Origin of the sequence: Parageobacillus toebii NBRC 107807 (genome assembly GCF_003688615.2) — a bacterium.
GTDB classification, from domain to species: domain Bacteria; phylum Bacillota; class Bacilli; order Bacillales; family Anoxybacillaceae; genus Parageobacillus_B; species Parageobacillus_B toebii.
Genome location: NZ_CP049703.1, coordinates 2,745,449 through 2,760,871 on the forward strand (window position 1 = coordinate 2,745,449; position 15,423 = coordinate 2,760,871).

Annotated in this window: 13 protein-coding genes and 1 pseudogene; 2 read left to right on the forward strand and 12 right to left on the reverse strand. The window is 43.4% G+C overall.

Annotation, left to right across the window (positions count from 1 at the left end):
- Positions 1-30 precede the first annotated feature (30 nt).
- From DER53_RS14015 to DER53_RS14065, 11 genes and pseudogenes are all read right to left on the reverse strand, one after another.
- A complete protein-coding gene (locus tag DER53_RS14015) occupies positions 31-2,214 on the reverse strand; it encodes a malate synthase G (RefSeq protein WP_062756012.1) in 2,184 nt (727 codons plus the stop codon).
- A 114-nt stretch (positions 2,215-2,328) separates the two neighbouring features.
- Positions 2,329-3,786 carry an FAD-linked oxidase C-terminal domain-containing protein gene (locus DER53_RS14020; protein ID WP_062756013.1) on the reverse strand — a complete coding sequence of 486 codons (1,458 nt, stop codon included), beginning with the start codon at positions 3,784-3,786 and terminating at the stop codon, positions 2,329-2,331.
- Positions 3,783-5,141 carry a (Fe-S)-binding protein gene (locus DER53_RS14025; protein WP_062756015.1) on the reverse strand — a complete coding sequence of 453 codons (1,359 nt, stop codon included), beginning with the start codon at positions 5,139-5,141 and terminating at the stop codon, positions 3,783-3,785. Before DER53_RS14025 ends, DER53_RS14020 begins: the two co-directional genes overlap by 4 nt.
- A 1-nt stretch (position 5,142) precedes the next feature.
- Entirely contained in the window at positions 5,143-6,474 is a 1,332-nt protein-coding gene (locus DER53_RS14030; RefSeq protein ID WP_062756016.1) for an FAD-binding oxidoreductase, read from the reverse strand.
- 165 nt (positions 6,475-6,639) lie between these two features.
- Positions 6,640-7,551, reverse strand: a complete 912-nt coding sequence (locus tag DER53_RS14035) for an NAD(P)-dependent oxidoreductase (protein ID WP_073968025.1) — start codon at positions 7,549-7,551, stop codon at positions 6,640-6,642.
- A gap of 37 nt (positions 7,552-7,588) precedes the next feature.
- A complete protein-coding gene (gene hyi / locus DER53_RS14040; RefSeq protein ID WP_062756018.1) occupies positions 7,589-8,371 on the reverse strand; it encodes a hydroxypyruvate isomerase in 783 nt (260 codons plus the stop codon).
- Between the two features lie 210 nt (positions 8,372-8,581).
- Positions 8,582-9,217, reverse strand: a complete 636-nt coding sequence (locus tag DER53_RS14045; protein WP_062756020.1) for a Bax inhibitor-1/YccA family protein — start codon at positions 9,215-9,217, stop codon at positions 8,582-8,584.
- Positions 9,218-9,505: 288 nt separating this feature from the next.
- Positions 9,506-10,430 (reverse strand): annotated as a pseudogene (cysK, locus tag DER53_RS14050) (cysteine synthase A).
- Positions 10,431-10,504: 74 nt separating this feature from the next.
- Entirely contained in the window at positions 10,505-11,911 is a 1,407-nt protein-coding gene (locus DER53_RS14055) for a sensor histidine kinase (protein ID WP_062756022.1), read from the reverse strand.
- Positions 11,912-12,589, reverse strand: a complete 678-nt coding sequence (locus DER53_RS14060) for a response regulator transcription factor (protein ID WP_073968026.1) — start codon at positions 12,587-12,589, stop codon at positions 11,912-11,914. It lies immediately after the preceding gene.
- A complete protein-coding gene (locus DER53_RS14065; RefSeq protein ID WP_062756026.1) occupies positions 12,558-13,565 on the reverse strand; it encodes a YncE family protein in 1,008 nt (335 codons plus the stop codon). Before DER53_RS14065 ends, DER53_RS14060 begins: the two co-directional genes overlap by 32 nt.
- 185 nt (positions 13,566-13,750) lie before the next feature.
- Between DER53_RS14065 and DER53_RS14070 the strand changes: the two genes are divergently transcribed.
- Positions 13,751-14,857: a histidine kinase N-terminal domain-containing protein gene (locus DER53_RS14070; RefSeq protein ID WP_062756027.1), complete on the forward strand. Its 1,107-nt coding sequence runs from the start codon at positions 13,751-13,753 to the stop codon at positions 14,855-14,857.
- 45 nt (positions 14,858-14,902) lie between these two features.
- Positions 14,903-15,262: a hypothetical protein gene (locus DER53_RS14075; RefSeq protein WP_062756029.1), complete on the forward strand. Its 360-nt coding sequence runs from the start codon at positions 14,903-14,905 to the stop codon at positions 15,260-15,262.
- A 20-nt stretch (positions 15,263-15,282) separates the two neighbouring features.
- On the opposite strand, the gene DER53_RS14080 is transcribed toward DER53_RS14075, so the two are convergent.
- Positions 15,283-15,423: a hypothetical protein gene (locus DER53_RS14080; protein ID WP_167317831.1), complete on the reverse strand. Its 141-nt coding sequence runs from the start codon at positions 15,421-15,423 to the stop codon at positions 15,283-15,285.

Below are 15,423 nucleotides of genomic sequence, written 5' to 3' on the forward strand. Positions count from 1 at the left end.
CAGATGAAAATGCCCTTGTTCAACATATTTTTATTGTTGAACAGCTGCATATTTTGCTTTCGCTTCTAAACGACGGCGATGCAAAATCGGCTCCGTATAACCGTTAGGCTGTTCATAACCTTTAAATATTAAATCGCACGCTGCTTGGAATGCAACCGAGTTGTCATAGTCCGGAGCCATTGGACGATAGTTCGGATCGCCAGCGTTTTGTTCGTCAACGACTTTCGCCATACGTTTTAATGTTTCTAATACTTGTTCTTTCGTGCAAATGCCGTGATGGAGCCAGTTTGCAATATGCTGGCTGGAAATTCGCAATGTCGCGCGGTCTTCCATTAACCCGATATTATTAATATCCGGCACTTTCGAACATCCGATACCTTGATCGATCCAGCGCACCACATAGCCGAGTATGCCTTGGCAGTTGTTATCCAGCTCTTCTTGAATTTCTTCCGGCGTCCATTGTGGATTTACAGCGACTGGGATTTGTAAAATTTCATCACGGTAATCTTTCCGTTCTTTTCGCAATTCATTTTGTACTTCTGCCACATTAACTTGATGATAATGCAGCGCATGAAGCGTCGCGGCTGTCGGCGAAGGCACCCATGCCGTATTCGCGCCTGCTTTTAGCTGTCCGCCTTTTTGCTTCAGCATTTCCGCCATCATATCCGGCATTGCCCACATTCCTTTTCCAATTTGGGCGCGCCCTTGGAATCCAGCAGCTAAGCCGATCGTTACATTCGATTTTTCATAAGCTTGCAGCCATACCGATGTTTTCATGTCATTTTTGCGAATCATCGGACCGGCTTCCATTGACGTATGGATTTCATCCCCTGTCCGATCTAAAAAGCCTGTGTTAATAAAGATGATGCGATCTCTAACTTGATAAATGCAGTTTTTCAAGTTCAATGTCGTGCGGCGTTCTTCGTCCATGACACCGATTTTAATCGTGTTGCGTTTCAATCCAAGCATATCTTCAACGCGGTCAAATAACTCATTTGCGAACGCGACTTCTTCCGAACCATGCATTTTTGGTTTTACGATATAGATCGAGCCTTTGCGAGAATTTAAGTAACGGGTGTTGCCAAGAAGAGAATGTTTCATAATTAAACTTGTCACGACCGCATCCATAATTCCTTCATATACTTCTTCGCCGTTTGCGTCCAAAATCGTGTTGTTCGTCATTAAATGGCCAACGTTGCGGACGAACATAAGCGAACGGCCCGGCAGCGTAATTTCTTTGCCATCTGTTGTTCGATAAACGCGGTCCGGGTTAAGCGCACGTGTAATCGTTTTTCCGCCTTTCGTAAACGTAGACGTCAAATCCCCTTTGACAAGGCCGAGCAAATTGCGGTATACGAGCACTTTATCTTCTGCATCTACCGCTGCTACCGAGTCTTCACCATCCATAATGGTCGTAACGGCCGCTTCTAAATAAATATCTTTTACCCCTGCTTTATCCGTTTTCCCGACAGGATGGTTGCGGTCGATTTGAATTTCAATGTGAAGACCGTTATTTTTTAACAAGATTGCTGTCGGATTTTCCGGATTTCCTTGGAAGCCAACAAATTTTTCTTCCTCTTTTAGCGTTGTTGTGATCCCGCCTTCAACGGACGCCGCTAGTTTTCCATCCACTATCGTATATTGTACGACATCTTTATGAGAATATTCTTTCAATGGTACTGCTTGATCGAGAAACTCGCGCGCATAGGCAATCACTTTTGCCCCGCGGACCGGATTGTAGGAATCGCCGCGTTCCGCGCCATCTTCTTCACTGATTGCGTCCGTTCCATATAAGGCATCGTAAAGGCTTCCCCAGCGGGCGTTTGCCGCATTTAACGCGTAACGCGCGTTCGTAAGCGGAACGACTAATTGCGGACCCGCTTGAACGGCAATTTCCTCGTCTACTCCTTCTGTCGTAATCTCGAAATCATCCACTTCTGGCTCTAAATAACCGATATCTGTTAAAAATGCTTTATATTTTTCCATATCAAAATTGCCGCGATGCTCTTTATGCCATTCATTGATTTTTGCTTGAAGCTCATCGCGCCGCGCAAGAAGCGCTTTGTTTTTCGGCGTTAAATCAACAATAAGCGTTTCAAAGTCTTTCCAAAACTTTTCTTTGTTCACTTCACTTCCCGGAAGTACCTCATCGTTCATAAACTCATAAAATAGTTTTGCCACTTGAAGATTTCCTACTTTTACGTATTCCCCCATTTTCCCTCTCCTCCATATCAAACTTATTCGTTTCTTATTACGAAACGATGTTCTAAAATTATTTAAAAAAATCATAGCATGGAGCAAAATATATTTCAACAATTTTCACTCATTTTATAACAATTGTTTTTGTTTTTTCTCCTTTTTTACCTCAACGCACCGCCCCGGTGTCGGGAACAGCTTTCCTGCGTTTAATAAGTTTTTTGGATTAAACACGTCGCGAATGTCGGTTTGCGCGAGAATTTCTTCATCGCTAAAAATAAAGCGCATCTCTTCTTTCTTTTCAATGCCAACCCCATGTTCTCCTGTAATCGATCCGCCGACGGCTGCGCATGCTTGCAAGCATTCACTTCCCGCAGCAAGCGCTTTTTCTGTTTCTCCTGGTTTGCTTGCATCAAACAAAACGAGCGGATGAAGATTTCCATCGCCGGCATGGAAGATATTCGCGATGCGCAACCCATACTTTTTGCTGATTTCTTGAATGTTTTTTAACACTTCTGGCAGCTTGCTGCGCGGGATGACTCCATCTTGCACTAAATAATCTGGAGAAATCGCGCCCATCGCGCCAAATCCCGTTTTCCGGTTCGCCCACCAGCGCGCCCGCTCTTCTTCTGTTTGCGCCACTTTTACTTCCCGGACATTTCGGTTTCGGCAAATGCGCAAAATCTCTTCGATTTGTTCGGGAATTCCTGCAGAAATGCCGTCGACTTCAATCAAAAGAAGCGCCTCAATATCTTTCGGATGCCCCACTGGAAAAGCAGCCGCCTCCACTCCTTCGATCGCCGTTTGATCCATCATCTCCAGCGCTGCCGGAACCATTCCCGCAGCGATGATGTCGGAAACGGCTTGACTTGCATCCTCCACGCGGTCAAAATAAGCGAGCACCGTCTGTTTCGCTTCCGGATTCTTTAAAATGCGTACCGTTATTTTTGTGACAATCCCTAACGTCCCTTCCGAACCGGTCAACAATCCTAATAAGTCATATCCCGGCGGATCAGGAATGCCGTTTTCGCCGATTTCGATAATTTCTCCGTTCGGAAGTACGACTTCGAGCCCTAAAATGTGGTTGGTCGTGACGCCATATTTTAGACAATGCGCACCGCCGGCGTTTTCGGCAACATTTCCGCCAATCGTGCAGCAATATTGACTCGATGGATCTGGAGCATAATAGTATCCTCTATCGGAAATGGAGTTGGTTAATTTTAAGTTGACAAATCCGGGCTCGACAACCGCGCGGCGGTTTTCTAAATCGACGCTAATGAGCCGTTTCATCCGGACTAAGCTAATGATCACTTCCCCGTTTAACGGAATCGCGCCACCGCTTAATCCCGTCCCTGCCCCACGGGCAAGAAACGGCAAATCATGCTCATGACAATATTTCACAATGGCAGCGACTTCTTCCGTATTTTTCGGGAACACAACCGCTTTCGGCAAATGGCGGTGAACGGTAAATCCGTCGCAGTCATAGGCAATCAAATCTTCTTTTTTGTACAAAATCGATTTTTCACCGCCGACAATGCGAGCTAACGCTTGAACATGCGGATCATTTGTTTGTATTCCCTTTTTTCTCATACACGTACCTCCTTTCCGTCTTCTTTTTGATATGCCCAGTCTAGGAGCTGTACGGTATGAACGACTTTTTGATTTCGGCCGTATTTCAAAACTCCCATCGCCATTTGCAACATGCATCCAGGATTCCCCATTGTAATAAGTTCCACATCTTCTGGAACGTTTTCCATTTTGCTTTCCAATACGGCGCTTGCCATATCCGGATGGGTAAGATTATAAATTCCCGCGCTTCCGCAGCAGCGGTCGGCGTTTGGCATCGAAACCATTTCCACTCCCGGAATGCTCGATAAAATCGTGCGCGGTTCTTGACGAATTCCTTGGCCGTGCGCCAAATGGCAAGCGTCATGGTACGTAATGCGCACATTTAATTCCGCTTTCGGCTTTTCATACCCCGTATCATGCAAATATTTCGAAATATCTTCGACTTTACGGGAAAAATCTTCCGCTTTTTCTCGCCATTCTGGATCGTTGCGGAACAACTCTGGATATTCCTTTAACATAGAGCCGCACCCTGCCGCGTTCACGATCACGCGGTCTGCATGTTGAAATGCTTCAATATTTTGTTTGGCAAGCTTCCGGCCCATCTCGCGGTCCCCTGCATGCACATGAAGCGCCCCGCAGCACGTTTGATTTTGCGGAATGACGACATCGTTTCCGTTTCGTGTCAACACGCGAATCGTCGCCTCGTTAATATCGCTGAACATTACATCCATGACGCATCCTGTTAAAAGCGCGACCGTATGTTTCGTTTCTCCTTTTGCTTTAATGACATTCATATGTTTATATTTTTTTCGGACCGGCACGCCTGCTTCCGGCAAAATCGCTTCCATCTCCACTAGATGCTTCGGCATGATGTGAAGCAGTTTCGTCTTGCGGGCGATCGTCTGCAGTCCGCTTTTTTGATATAGCTTTAACAAACTCCCGAGCAGATGAAGACGGGATGGATGCGGAAATACACCTTTTAAGAAAAAATTGTTGACAAACGCTTTCCATCCTGTCAGCGGAATCGCTTGCCGGATTTGTCCGCGTACTTCTTCAATCAATCCGCCGACATCGACATCGGCAGGGCACGCAGTTGTGCAAGCCCGACAATCTAGGCACATAAAAATGGGATCAATCAAATCTTCTGTAATCTCTAACTTCCCTTCTGCTACCGATTTCATCAAATGCACGCGTCCGCGCGGCGAATGTTGTTCTTGACCGGTTTGTTCGTATGTCGGGCACGATTCTAAGCACATGCCGCAATGAACGCAGTCAGCCCATTTGCTAGGATCAGGAGGATCACTAAAACGATAGTTTCCAAGACTAACAGTCGCACATGCCGGTCCGCTTTTTATCTCACTTTCTCGCAAACTCATCTTATATCCCTCCGACAAACCGTTGATTGTTCAATATTCGATTTGGATCGATTTTTCGTTTAATTCCATCGAGCAGGAAAAAATACGATGGCTTTTCTCCCCACACATCAACGCGCTTTCGCAGTGAAAACGGCAAATGCTTCACAATCGCATATCCGCCCAAGCCTGTCGCCGCCATCCGCAGCCGTTCGATCGCTGCAATGATCGACTCGCTTTCTCCTTTCATATATACTTGACATAGTCCATGTCCTAGCCCGCCGTGCGCCTCTATATGAACATGACAGATCTCTTGCAGTAAGTCGCTTTCACGAATGATATGAATAACATCTAAATTCACGACACCGATTTTCACCGCTGCTTCGATTTCGTTTCCGACTGACTCATACGGCATCGCCCCATTCGGACCGATCGTATAAAACGTTTGCCAAAACGATTTTGCTTCTTCTTGTGGAAGAATACGGATCGCTGTATTAGGAGGCTGCAGACGCTTTACAAATTCCTCCTGGTAATGAACGGCGCTTTTGACGTCTTCAAACGCCATCGCCAACGTATAAGCACGCTGGCTGATGAGCCGTTCCGACAACGACGGACTCAATAACTCGAAACAGACTGGTTCCATCATTGAATCAAGAAATTGAATCGCAAATGAACGGACTTCTTCTAAATTCCCTGATGGAAATGATAGCAATACGAGGCTTTCATATTTCGGAAGCGGGCGAAGTTTCAGCGTTATTTCCGATATCACACCAAGCGTTCCCATCGCACCGATAAACAGCTTGTTCATATCATAACCCGCCACATTTTTAACGACTTTCCCTCCGGAACGAATCACCGTTCCATCCGGATACACCGTGCGCAAACCAATGACACTATCGCGCGCGGAACCGTAACCGAGCCGCTTTGGACCGCTGTCGTTCGCTGCAATGACGCCGCCGATCGTCGCATATTGCGGCCACACAGGGTCAATCGCAACTTTTTGGCGGTATTCTGCCAAGTAATCTTGCAGTTTTTGAAACACCGTCCCTGATTTGACCGTCACTGTCATATCCGCAGCGGCATGCTCGACAATGCCGCTATAGTTTGCCAAGGAAAGCAAAATATCCACACATTCAACTTGTCCGCCAAACCCTCGCTTTGTTCCTCCGCCAACAATACAAACTTTTTTTCCATGGCTGTTTGCATAACGTAAAATAGATGAAATTTCCTCTTCTGATTGTGGATATACAGTCACATAGCCGCTGTTGCCGAGCGGATGTGGCTGATATTCCCCCGTCTGTACTTGTTTTTCCGATAGAAACGCTGTTAGATCGTCTTTCCATTCTAATGGCAGCACGCTTTGCACCTCCTGTTGTTGCGTAATAGGAAACACTGTTTCTTTAAACTTGTAAAAAAATATATGAATTTCTGAAGCTGAACCTCTGTACAATAATTTTATTATTATTAAACCATCCATTTTCATATTTTTCAATAAATTTTTCAAATTGATGAATAATTCTGTTTACATTTCGTTCTTTTTCACTGTCACATTGCACCGCTTTTCTAGCGGCTGGATGACTGCGGACATATCCAAATCGGATAATCCTTGTTCCATCGCACTAGCAAACGCCTCTTCCGCAATTTGGCCTAAAAATCGCTTTATCCCAATTGCGTCCATCAACTGATTAGCTAAACGGGCATCTTTATGTACATATTTCACCGCTCCGCCTGGTTCGAACTTGCGCGGTAAAACATATTGCTCCATATGCCTGCGAAGCATGCGGCTGTCTCCGTAGCTCGCTTTCAAAATTCGGTAAAGCTGCTCGGCATCTAGTCCAAGCGCTGTCCCAGCGACCATCGCCTCTGAAGCGGCAACAGAATGCACCGCAACAAGATATTGATTGATTAGTTTTGCTACGCTTCCCGAACCGCTCGGACCTAAATATTCCACCATTTCGCCAAGCACGTTAAGAAGCGGCAATACTCGCTCCCAAGCAGATTTCACTCCACCGACCATAATCGTTAATGTACCTTGTTCCGCTCCTTCTGGCCCGCCGCTTACCGGGGCATCCAGAAAATATATCCCCTTCCCTTCCGCTTCGTTTGCGACCATTCTACTCGTATCCGGTCCTACTGTCGTAAAATCAAGGCAAATCGTACCCGGCCACGCGCTTTCGATCACACCGCCTTTTTGCAAATAAACATCGATGACATCATCCGGCATCGATAAACATGTGCAAATGACATTCGAACACTGCGCCAACTCCGCAATTGTGCCGGCTCTTTTTGCACCCAGCTTTACTAACGGTTCTGTTTTTTCGATCGAACGATTGTATACAGTAACTAGATAGTCTGCAGCAAGCAGCCGTTTTACCATTCTCGCTCCCATCACGCCTGTGCCAATAAATCCAACCTTCATTTCCTTCGTCTCCATTGCGGCGATACTTCCCCCTTCTGTTTTTCACTCCAAATCAATGACAAGCGTATAACGTACGCCAATAAAAACTTTGTTCGCTTTTTCCCGATGGAATATATTCAAGACCGATCGTCCCTTTATATCCACATTTCTCTAAATGACGAAAAATATATTCATAGCGAATTTCTCCCGTTCCCGGCTCGTGCCGTCCTGGAACGTCAGCAATTTGCACATGTGCAATCCATTCAAAATACGTTTCAAATGTCGCCGCTAAGTTTCCTTGAATTCGCTGCATATGATAAAAATCGTATTGAAGTTTGATGTTTGCCATCCCAATTTCTTTAATCATCGAAACGGCTTCATGAATATTCGCCAAAAAATAATTCGGCATATCAAACGGATTGATCGGTTCAATTAAAAGCGTTAACGAATGGTTCGCCATTTCTTTTGCCGCATCATAAAGATGGCGCATGTACGTTTCTTTCGCCTTTTGCCTGTCTAAATCGGCTGGAAGCACTCCCGCCATACAATGGATATACGGAACGTTCAACTCGGTCGCATACCGAATTCCTTCTTCCACGGAACGCTGAAACTCGGCCGTCCGATCTGGGAAAATTGCGATTCCTCTATCTCCTTTTTCCCAATTTCCTGGCGGTAAATTGATTAACACGAGAGACAATTGGTTCTGATGAAGCTCATCGCGAATGCGTTCGATCGGATATTCGTATGGAAACTGGCATTCCACGAGCGAAAAACCGCACTCTCTCGCCTTTTGAAACCGCTCTAGAAACGGCACTTCTGTAAAAATTGTCGATACGTTAACGGCAAATCGATTCATTCTTTCTTTCCTCCTTTCCAATTATTGCTTACAATTCTCGCTCGAAGTGCTATATTCCTGCTTATTTGAACAAACGTTTTATCCATTGAAGCACCTTCTGGAGATTCGGATAACGAACCATACGGTCGTTGGGTTGAGGATGCTTTTATAATGAAAAAGGACTGTTCCCCTGACATGCAGGGAAAACAGTCCTTTTTGTATAAAGCTCGATCAATCTTCATCACTGGAAAAAAAGCGCAAAATGTAAATAAACAAGTTAATAAAATCAAGATAAATGTTAACAACAATCATTGGAATTTCCGCTTCCGTAAAACCATGGCGGGAAAGGCGGTTGATATCATAAATGGTAAATCCTAGAAAAATGAGAATTCCTAACGCGGAAATCCCCATTTGTCCAACGCTAGAAAATGGGATGAACCATTGGATAATGAGAAGGCCAAGCAGCGCAAATGCGCCTAATGTTAAAAAACCGCCAAGAAACGAAAAATCTTCTTTCGTTTTCGCTGCATAAATCGCTACGCCGGAAAACGAAACAACCGCCAGCGCAAACGCCTTGAGTACCGCTTCAGCGCCAATAACGGCAACGTAGTGCCCGATGAGTGGATATAGCGTCGCGCCAGATATGAGCATAAAGCTGTACATAAGCGGATAGCCGACCGCTTTTTTGCTGCGGGCAAACACCATGACCATTAATAAAATGATCTCAAGTATTGTAAGCGGCAAATACATCCCTATTGGAATCCATTGACCGATGTAAAGACCCCCTGTTGCCACTGCCAATGCTAAAAAAAATGTGGTTGTCAGTTTAGCAATAGGACTAGATGAATACGTTGTTGAATAATTCAATTATACATTCCTCCTTTTTCTACTTAGTTTATCATATTTGACCGTGAGCAACCATTAGTTAAAACGGCATTTTTGTACGAAAAATACAAAAGGTTTGAAACTATGTTCATTCGTATACGCGGTGGATTTTTCTGTTTGCGTTCAAACGGATTGGCAGTCTTTACGCAAACCGATTCGCATAGACCAGTTCTGTTACGGACCGTTGGGATAGTTCATTGCGCGCTTTATGTTTTTTGCAGGAATTAGAAATAGCGAGAAAACAAAAGACCCGCCTAAGCGGGCCTTTTGTTACTCCGCAAATAAATCGGATGATAAATAACGCTCTCCCGAATCCGGTGCTATACAAAGGACACGAGCCCCTTTTGGAAGCTGTTTGGCCACCTCAACCGCATAATACGCACTCGCAGCGGCGGAAGCGCCGACGAGAATGCCTTCTTCTGCAGCAAGACGGCGTGCCATCATTTGTGCATCTTCATCTTTAATTAGGAAAATATCATCATAAATATTGCGGTTTAAAATTTTCGGAATAAAACCCGGACCTGTACCTGGGATTTTGTGCGGCCCTGGCTTTCCTCCAGATAATACAGGAGAGCCATATGGTTCTACTACGTAAATTCGTAAGTGAGGAATTTGTTTTTTTAGTTCTTCTCCTGTCCCTGTCACCGTTCCGCCAGTACCAGCTGTTAACACAAATGCATCAAGTTTGCCGCCAAACGCTTCAAAAATTTCCCGTGCCGTGCTATGGCGATGCGCATCTGGATTCGCCGGATTTTCAAACTGCATCGGGATGAAGCTGTCTGGGATTTGCGCGGCAAGCTGGTTCGCTTTATCAATCGCTCCTTGCATCCGTTTTTTCCGCCGGCGTTAAATATACTTCCGCCCCGTACGCTTTTAAAATTTTTACCCGCTCTACCGTCGCATTATCCGGCATCGTGATAATGCAACGGTAGCCGCGGGCCGCACAAACCATCGCCAAACCGATTCCGGTATTGCCTGAAGTCGGTTCGATAATGGTGCTTTTCCCCGGCACAATCTTTCCTTCTTGCTCCGCGCGCCGAATCATTTCAAACGCTGCCCGATCTTTTACGCTTCCCCCGGGGTTAAACGATTCTAGTTTCATATACACATCCGCGCCATTTGGATCAGGAATTCGGTTTAATTTGACAATCGGCGTGTTGCCGATTAAGTCTAAAATAGAGTTGTATAGCTTCATCGTAAATCCCCAACCTTTATTAAAAATTATTCTTATATGATTATAGGGCTTTTTTCATTTCCTTTCAATGATGGCTACTCAGTGTATATCGGAAGCTGAATTACCACTTCCATTCCTTTCCCTTCTTCGCTGAAAAACGATATCGTGCCATTATGAAGGGAAATAATTTGTTTGACAATCGCCAAACCTAATCCCGTACCGCCTTCTTTTCTTGTTCGTGCTTGATCAACGCGGTAAAATCGTTGTCCAAGAAGCGGCAGCTTTTCTTTTGGAACTCCTTTTCCCGAATCACGAATGATCAGTTGACAACTCGCATCGCTAACTTTTTTCAGTCGTATATGGATCTTTCCCTCGGCTGGGGTATAACGAACAGCATTATCTAAAAGGTTTTGCACCACTTGTTCAAGCCGGTCGGCATCTCCTTCCAAAATAATATCGTGATCTAATTCCATATTAAGTGTAATTTGTTTTTTTTGTAAAAACGGTTCGTATTTTGCGACCGTATCTTCGATCACTTGCGCAAATACAAGCGGTGTTTTTTGCAGCGGTACATTATTTCCTTCTAATCGCGCCAAATCAAGCAAGTCACGAACAAGCCGCTCCATCCGGTCTGCTTCACGGTGAATGAGTTGAACATATTTTCTTTCCTCTTCTTCTGTCTTCACCAGCCCTTGTAATATCGCTTCGCTATATCCTTTCACATAGCTTAACGGCGTCCGCAATTCGTGAGAAACATTCGCTAAAAATTCGCGTTTTCGCATATCTTCTTCAGCAATTGCTTTTGCCATCACATTAAACGCTTTGGCAAGCCTGCCAACTTCGTCGTTCGCCCGAACCGGAATTTGCGCCCGATAATCTCCTTGCGACATATGATATGCTACTTTTTCCATTTCTTTTAACGGATCTGTGATATGACGAGCCATTCGCTTTCCGGCAAGAAGAAGGACAAACACAAATAAGGTGGCAAGAGGAAGCCAAATGACAGCGACATCTTTTGTCAATTCTTTAATGCTCGCGAGCGGAATATAAAGATAAAGCGCTCCTTGTAACCGATGCTCATCTAAAAGCGGTACAATCACCCCCATAATTTTGCGGTGAAATCGCTTTTCATAACCGATTTTCGTGACCGTATCACCGCGCAATAATTTGGATCGATCATCGCCGTTAATTAATGATTCATATTCAACTCCAAACGGCAAACAAGCACTTAATTCGCGAGGATTATTAACTAAAAGTACTTCCGCCGTTGATTTTTCATTATACCATTCGACTTGTTTGCGGAACGCATCGGTAATCGGACCGCCCCTATAATCAGCTGCTAGCAGTTTTCCTTCTTCCATTAACGTCTGCTCTACTTTATCGACATACAATTTTTGATAAAAATAATTTAACAAAAAATAAGAAAATGAAACCGTCAAAAGAACTCCAATGCTAATCATTAACCAAATTTTTTGCCCTAACGTCATCGACTTTGGCTGCATTCACGACACCTCAAATTTATATCCGATTCCCCAAACGGTTTGAATAAAATCACTCGCCTGCTTTAGCTTCATGCGCAATGTTTTAATATGCGTATCGACCGTTCTTGCATTTCCTGTATAATCATATCCCCATACTTTTGCGAGCAGCTCTTCACGGCTAAACACTTGTCCATGATGTTTTGCCAAAAATAAAAGTAAATCAAATTCTTTTAACGTAAGCACAACCGGATCTCCATCCACCGTTACTTTTCTCCCTCTTTCATCAATCACGAGCGGCCCGAACGACAGATCTTCGTTCTTTTGTTTGTTATGGTATGCACGGCGCATAATCGCTTCGATGCGGGCAATAAGCTCACCGGGACTAAACGGTTTCACAATATAATCATCACCGCCAAGCTTCAATCCTTTTACTTTATCCCATTCATCTCCCCTTGCCGTTAAAAATAAAATAGGAACATCGGATTGTTCGCGAATGCGGGCGCATAACGTAAATCCATCCATTTTTGGCATCATTACATCAATTAAAATCACATCCACCTTATTGTTTTTAAGAATTTGTAACGCCTCTTCTCCATTCTCCGCCTCTAAATAAGAAAAGTTAGCATTTTCCAAATACATCCCGACTAAAAATCGCATATCTTCTTCATCATCCACGATTAAGACCGTTTTCTTTTCCACCGTCATTCCCCTTTCGAATGAGTAATTGAAATGGACCTTTCCCTGTTTTCCATCGAGCGATTATCTTCATCGTACGCTGGTCAACGACATAGATTTCATTGCTATCATAGCTAGCGATATATAGCCGTTCATTTGCTCCAATCATGATAAAAGGATTCGCTCCTATCGTTACAGATGCCTTCAAATTTCCGGAATCATCCCATTTCCGTAATATGTTAGAACCATGACTTAATGCAAATATTCCTTCGTTTGTTTCAACAAAACTCACTGGCATCGATGGCGCTTTCATCAGTTTTATTAACGCCCCCGTTTTTATAGAATAAATACGGATGTTTGTTTCCACTGTACTACCGCTTCCGTGTCCCCCGATCCATAATTCCTGCCGACCATCACGAAGCAAGCCGCCAAACGCAAACTTTGGAACAGAAAACGTACGGATAACACGCCGTTTGTCGACATCAACGGCATACGCTTTGGTATTATGGAAATCAATCACGTATATAGTTGTGCCTGCTTTATTTTGTAATAAAGTTAGCGGCTTATTCCCTACTTCGATTTTTGCTTTTTCTTTTCCTTTTAGATCAAATACCCGAAGTGCTTTTTGCCGTTCGTCTGCCAAAAAGACTTTATTTCCTTTATTAGACACAAGCGCGCCAACAATTCCTTTTCCTGTTTTCCATTCGCTTTTTTCCTCCCCTGTCCTCATATCGTATAAATAAACACGATCCATCTCATTACCATATAATAACATCGTTCTGTCGTCTGGAAGCAATACAGCGCCTTTTATCCGTTTTCGCAATTTCCATTCCGCGACTTTCCTTCCTGTTTGAATATCAAAAAATGTCACACTTTCATCATTCACATTTACGCTTATTAACACTTCCATCTGCTTTGGAACGGCAGGTAACGTTTCTTGTTCACATCCATGAATGAATAATATTCCTAACACTGCTAGCAATACACATATCGCTCTCATTGCTGCCCTCCATTTGTCCTTTTGTTGATAAGTTGATTATAAACAAATATGTTGAAAAATTTGTGAAAAATTGTCCACATTTATTCATCAAATAAAAAATGTTATGGTAATTTTACCTCTATTCTACCTTTTCCTTCCTTTCTTATAATAGAATCAAAAGAATATAAAAAACGAGGTGACATTGTTTGACGTCTGCAGCAAAAAAATTAGTTGCATATTTAGATGAACATTTTTCCGATTTCCTCTCCTACTGGCGAAACCAAATGTATATTGCTGATAACGATAAATATATCGATCACGTAGAACGTAATGGAATAGAGATGTTCCAACTTATCAAAGAAAGGTTAGCTGACCCCGCATCCAGCAGAAAAGATATTGAGCATCTTGCTTACAAAATTGCAAAAGAACGTGCAGAAACAAACATGAATATCGGTGAGTTTGTTTACAATACAAATCTTGGACGAAGATTAGTCGTGAAGTATGCACTTCAGTCAACATTGTCAATGGAAGAATTGCGCCCTCTCATCGACGAAATCAATCTTTTGTTTGATCAATTTTTGTTTTATGCCGTTACAAAATATGCTGAGTTGAAAGAAGCAGAATTGCGGGAGAAAAATTTATTTATCACCCAATCCCATAAAGACCGCTTAACACTGCTTGGACAAATGTCATCGAGCTTCGTACACGAATTTCGTAATCCACTTACTGCCATTATGGGGTTTATCCAATTATTAAAATTCGAACATCCAGATTTACCATATCTCGGTATTATTGATCATGAACTTCAGCAATTAAAATTCCGCATTTCGCAATTTCTTCATGCATCAAGAAAAGAAATCATAGAAAGCGAAAAAGAAACCTTTTCGCTTTTGCGTCTATTCGAGGAAATTATTGAATTTTTATATGCAAGTATTGTCGATGGAGACGTAGAAGTATCCATGGACATCGACAAATCGATACATATCTTCGCCTATAAAGATCAGCTTCGCCAAGTATTCATCAACATTTTGTTAAATTCCATTGAAGCGGTGAAAGAAAAAGACAAGCCCCGCTGCATTTATATCGACGCTTTCCGTCAGAACGAGTCCGTTTATATTAAAATCACTAACAATGGTCCGGCAATTCCGGAAGAATTGGTCCAAACGATTTTCGAACCGTTTTTTACAACCAAAAAATTAGGAACAGGAATTGGCCTTTACATTTGCAAAAAAATCATTGAAGATCACGGCGGGCAAATTACATGTACCTCGAATAAACAAATGACTTCTTTTTCCATCATGCTGCCTGCATAAACAAGTTAGGAGCAGGGGCATACTTGAATAAAAAAGGTGAGAGCAATGTTCGAGTTATGGAAAAACTGGATGAAACAAACGACGAATGCGCTAATAGACCGGTTGCATCGAGAGAAACATTCCTTTTCCGATATCGCCCAACTGATTCGGGAGCATCCTGACACTTCGATATCCGAAAAAACATGGCTCGGTCTAACGTATCGCTTTTACTCCCTACATTTAGACAACGCAGTCTTAACAATGGAAACAAAGAAGACGAAGGGAAACGATGAACATATTTTATTTATATCCATTTCTTCTTCTAACTCCGCTCCTATCGTTTACCGTTCTTATGACGAAAAAAGCGATCTTCACGAGACGATCGCAACTCCGCCGCTTACGAAAAAAACCGCACCTGTATCATAACAAGGTGCGGTTTTGTGTTTCTATCCTTTTATACCATGAAGCCACTCCTCATAACATTCCGGGCACAACGCTTTTTCATGTTCTTCGTCTGAAACATAAAACGATACATAATGAACTTGATCATCGCATTCGCACTGGCAATAAAAACACGTTTCATTCAT

Bases quoted from the DNA above. Each gene is read 5' to 3' on its own strand.
- DER53_RS14075 (WP_062756029.1), top strand. From the start codon at position 14,903: ATGTTCGAGTTATGGAAAAACTGGATGAAACAAACGACGAATGCGCTA.
- DER53_RS14065 (WP_062756026.1), bottom strand. From the start codon at position 13,565: ATGAGAGCGATATGTGTATTGCTAGCAGTGTTAGGAATATTATTCATT.
- DER53_RS14080 (WP_167317831.1), bottom strand. From the start codon at position 15,423: ATGAATGAAACGTGTTTTTATTGCCAGTGCGAATGCGATGATCAAGTT.
- DER53_RS14015 (WP_062756012.1), bottom strand. From the start codon at position 2,214: ATGGGGGAATACGTAAAAGTAGGAAATCTTCAAGTGGCAAAACTATTT.
- DER53_RS14055 (WP_062756022.1), bottom strand. From the start codon at position 11,911: ATGCAGCCAAAGTCGATGACGTTAGGGCAAAAAATTTGGTTAATGATT.
- DER53_RS14035 (WP_073968025.1), bottom strand. From the start codon at position 7,551: ATGGAGACGAAGGAAATGAAGGTTGGATTTATTGGCACAGGCGTGATG.
- hyi (WP_062756018.1), bottom strand. From the start codon at position 8,371: ATGAATCGATTTGCCGTTAACGTATCGACAATTTTTACAGAAGTGCCG.
- DER53_RS14020 (WP_062756013.1), bottom strand. From the start codon at position 3,786: ATGAGAAAAAAGGGAATACAAACAAATGATCCGCATGTTCAAGCGTTA.
- DER53_RS14025 (WP_062756015.1), bottom strand. From the start codon at position 5,141: ATGAGTTTGCGAGAAAGTGAGATAAAAAGCGGACCGGCATGTGCGACT.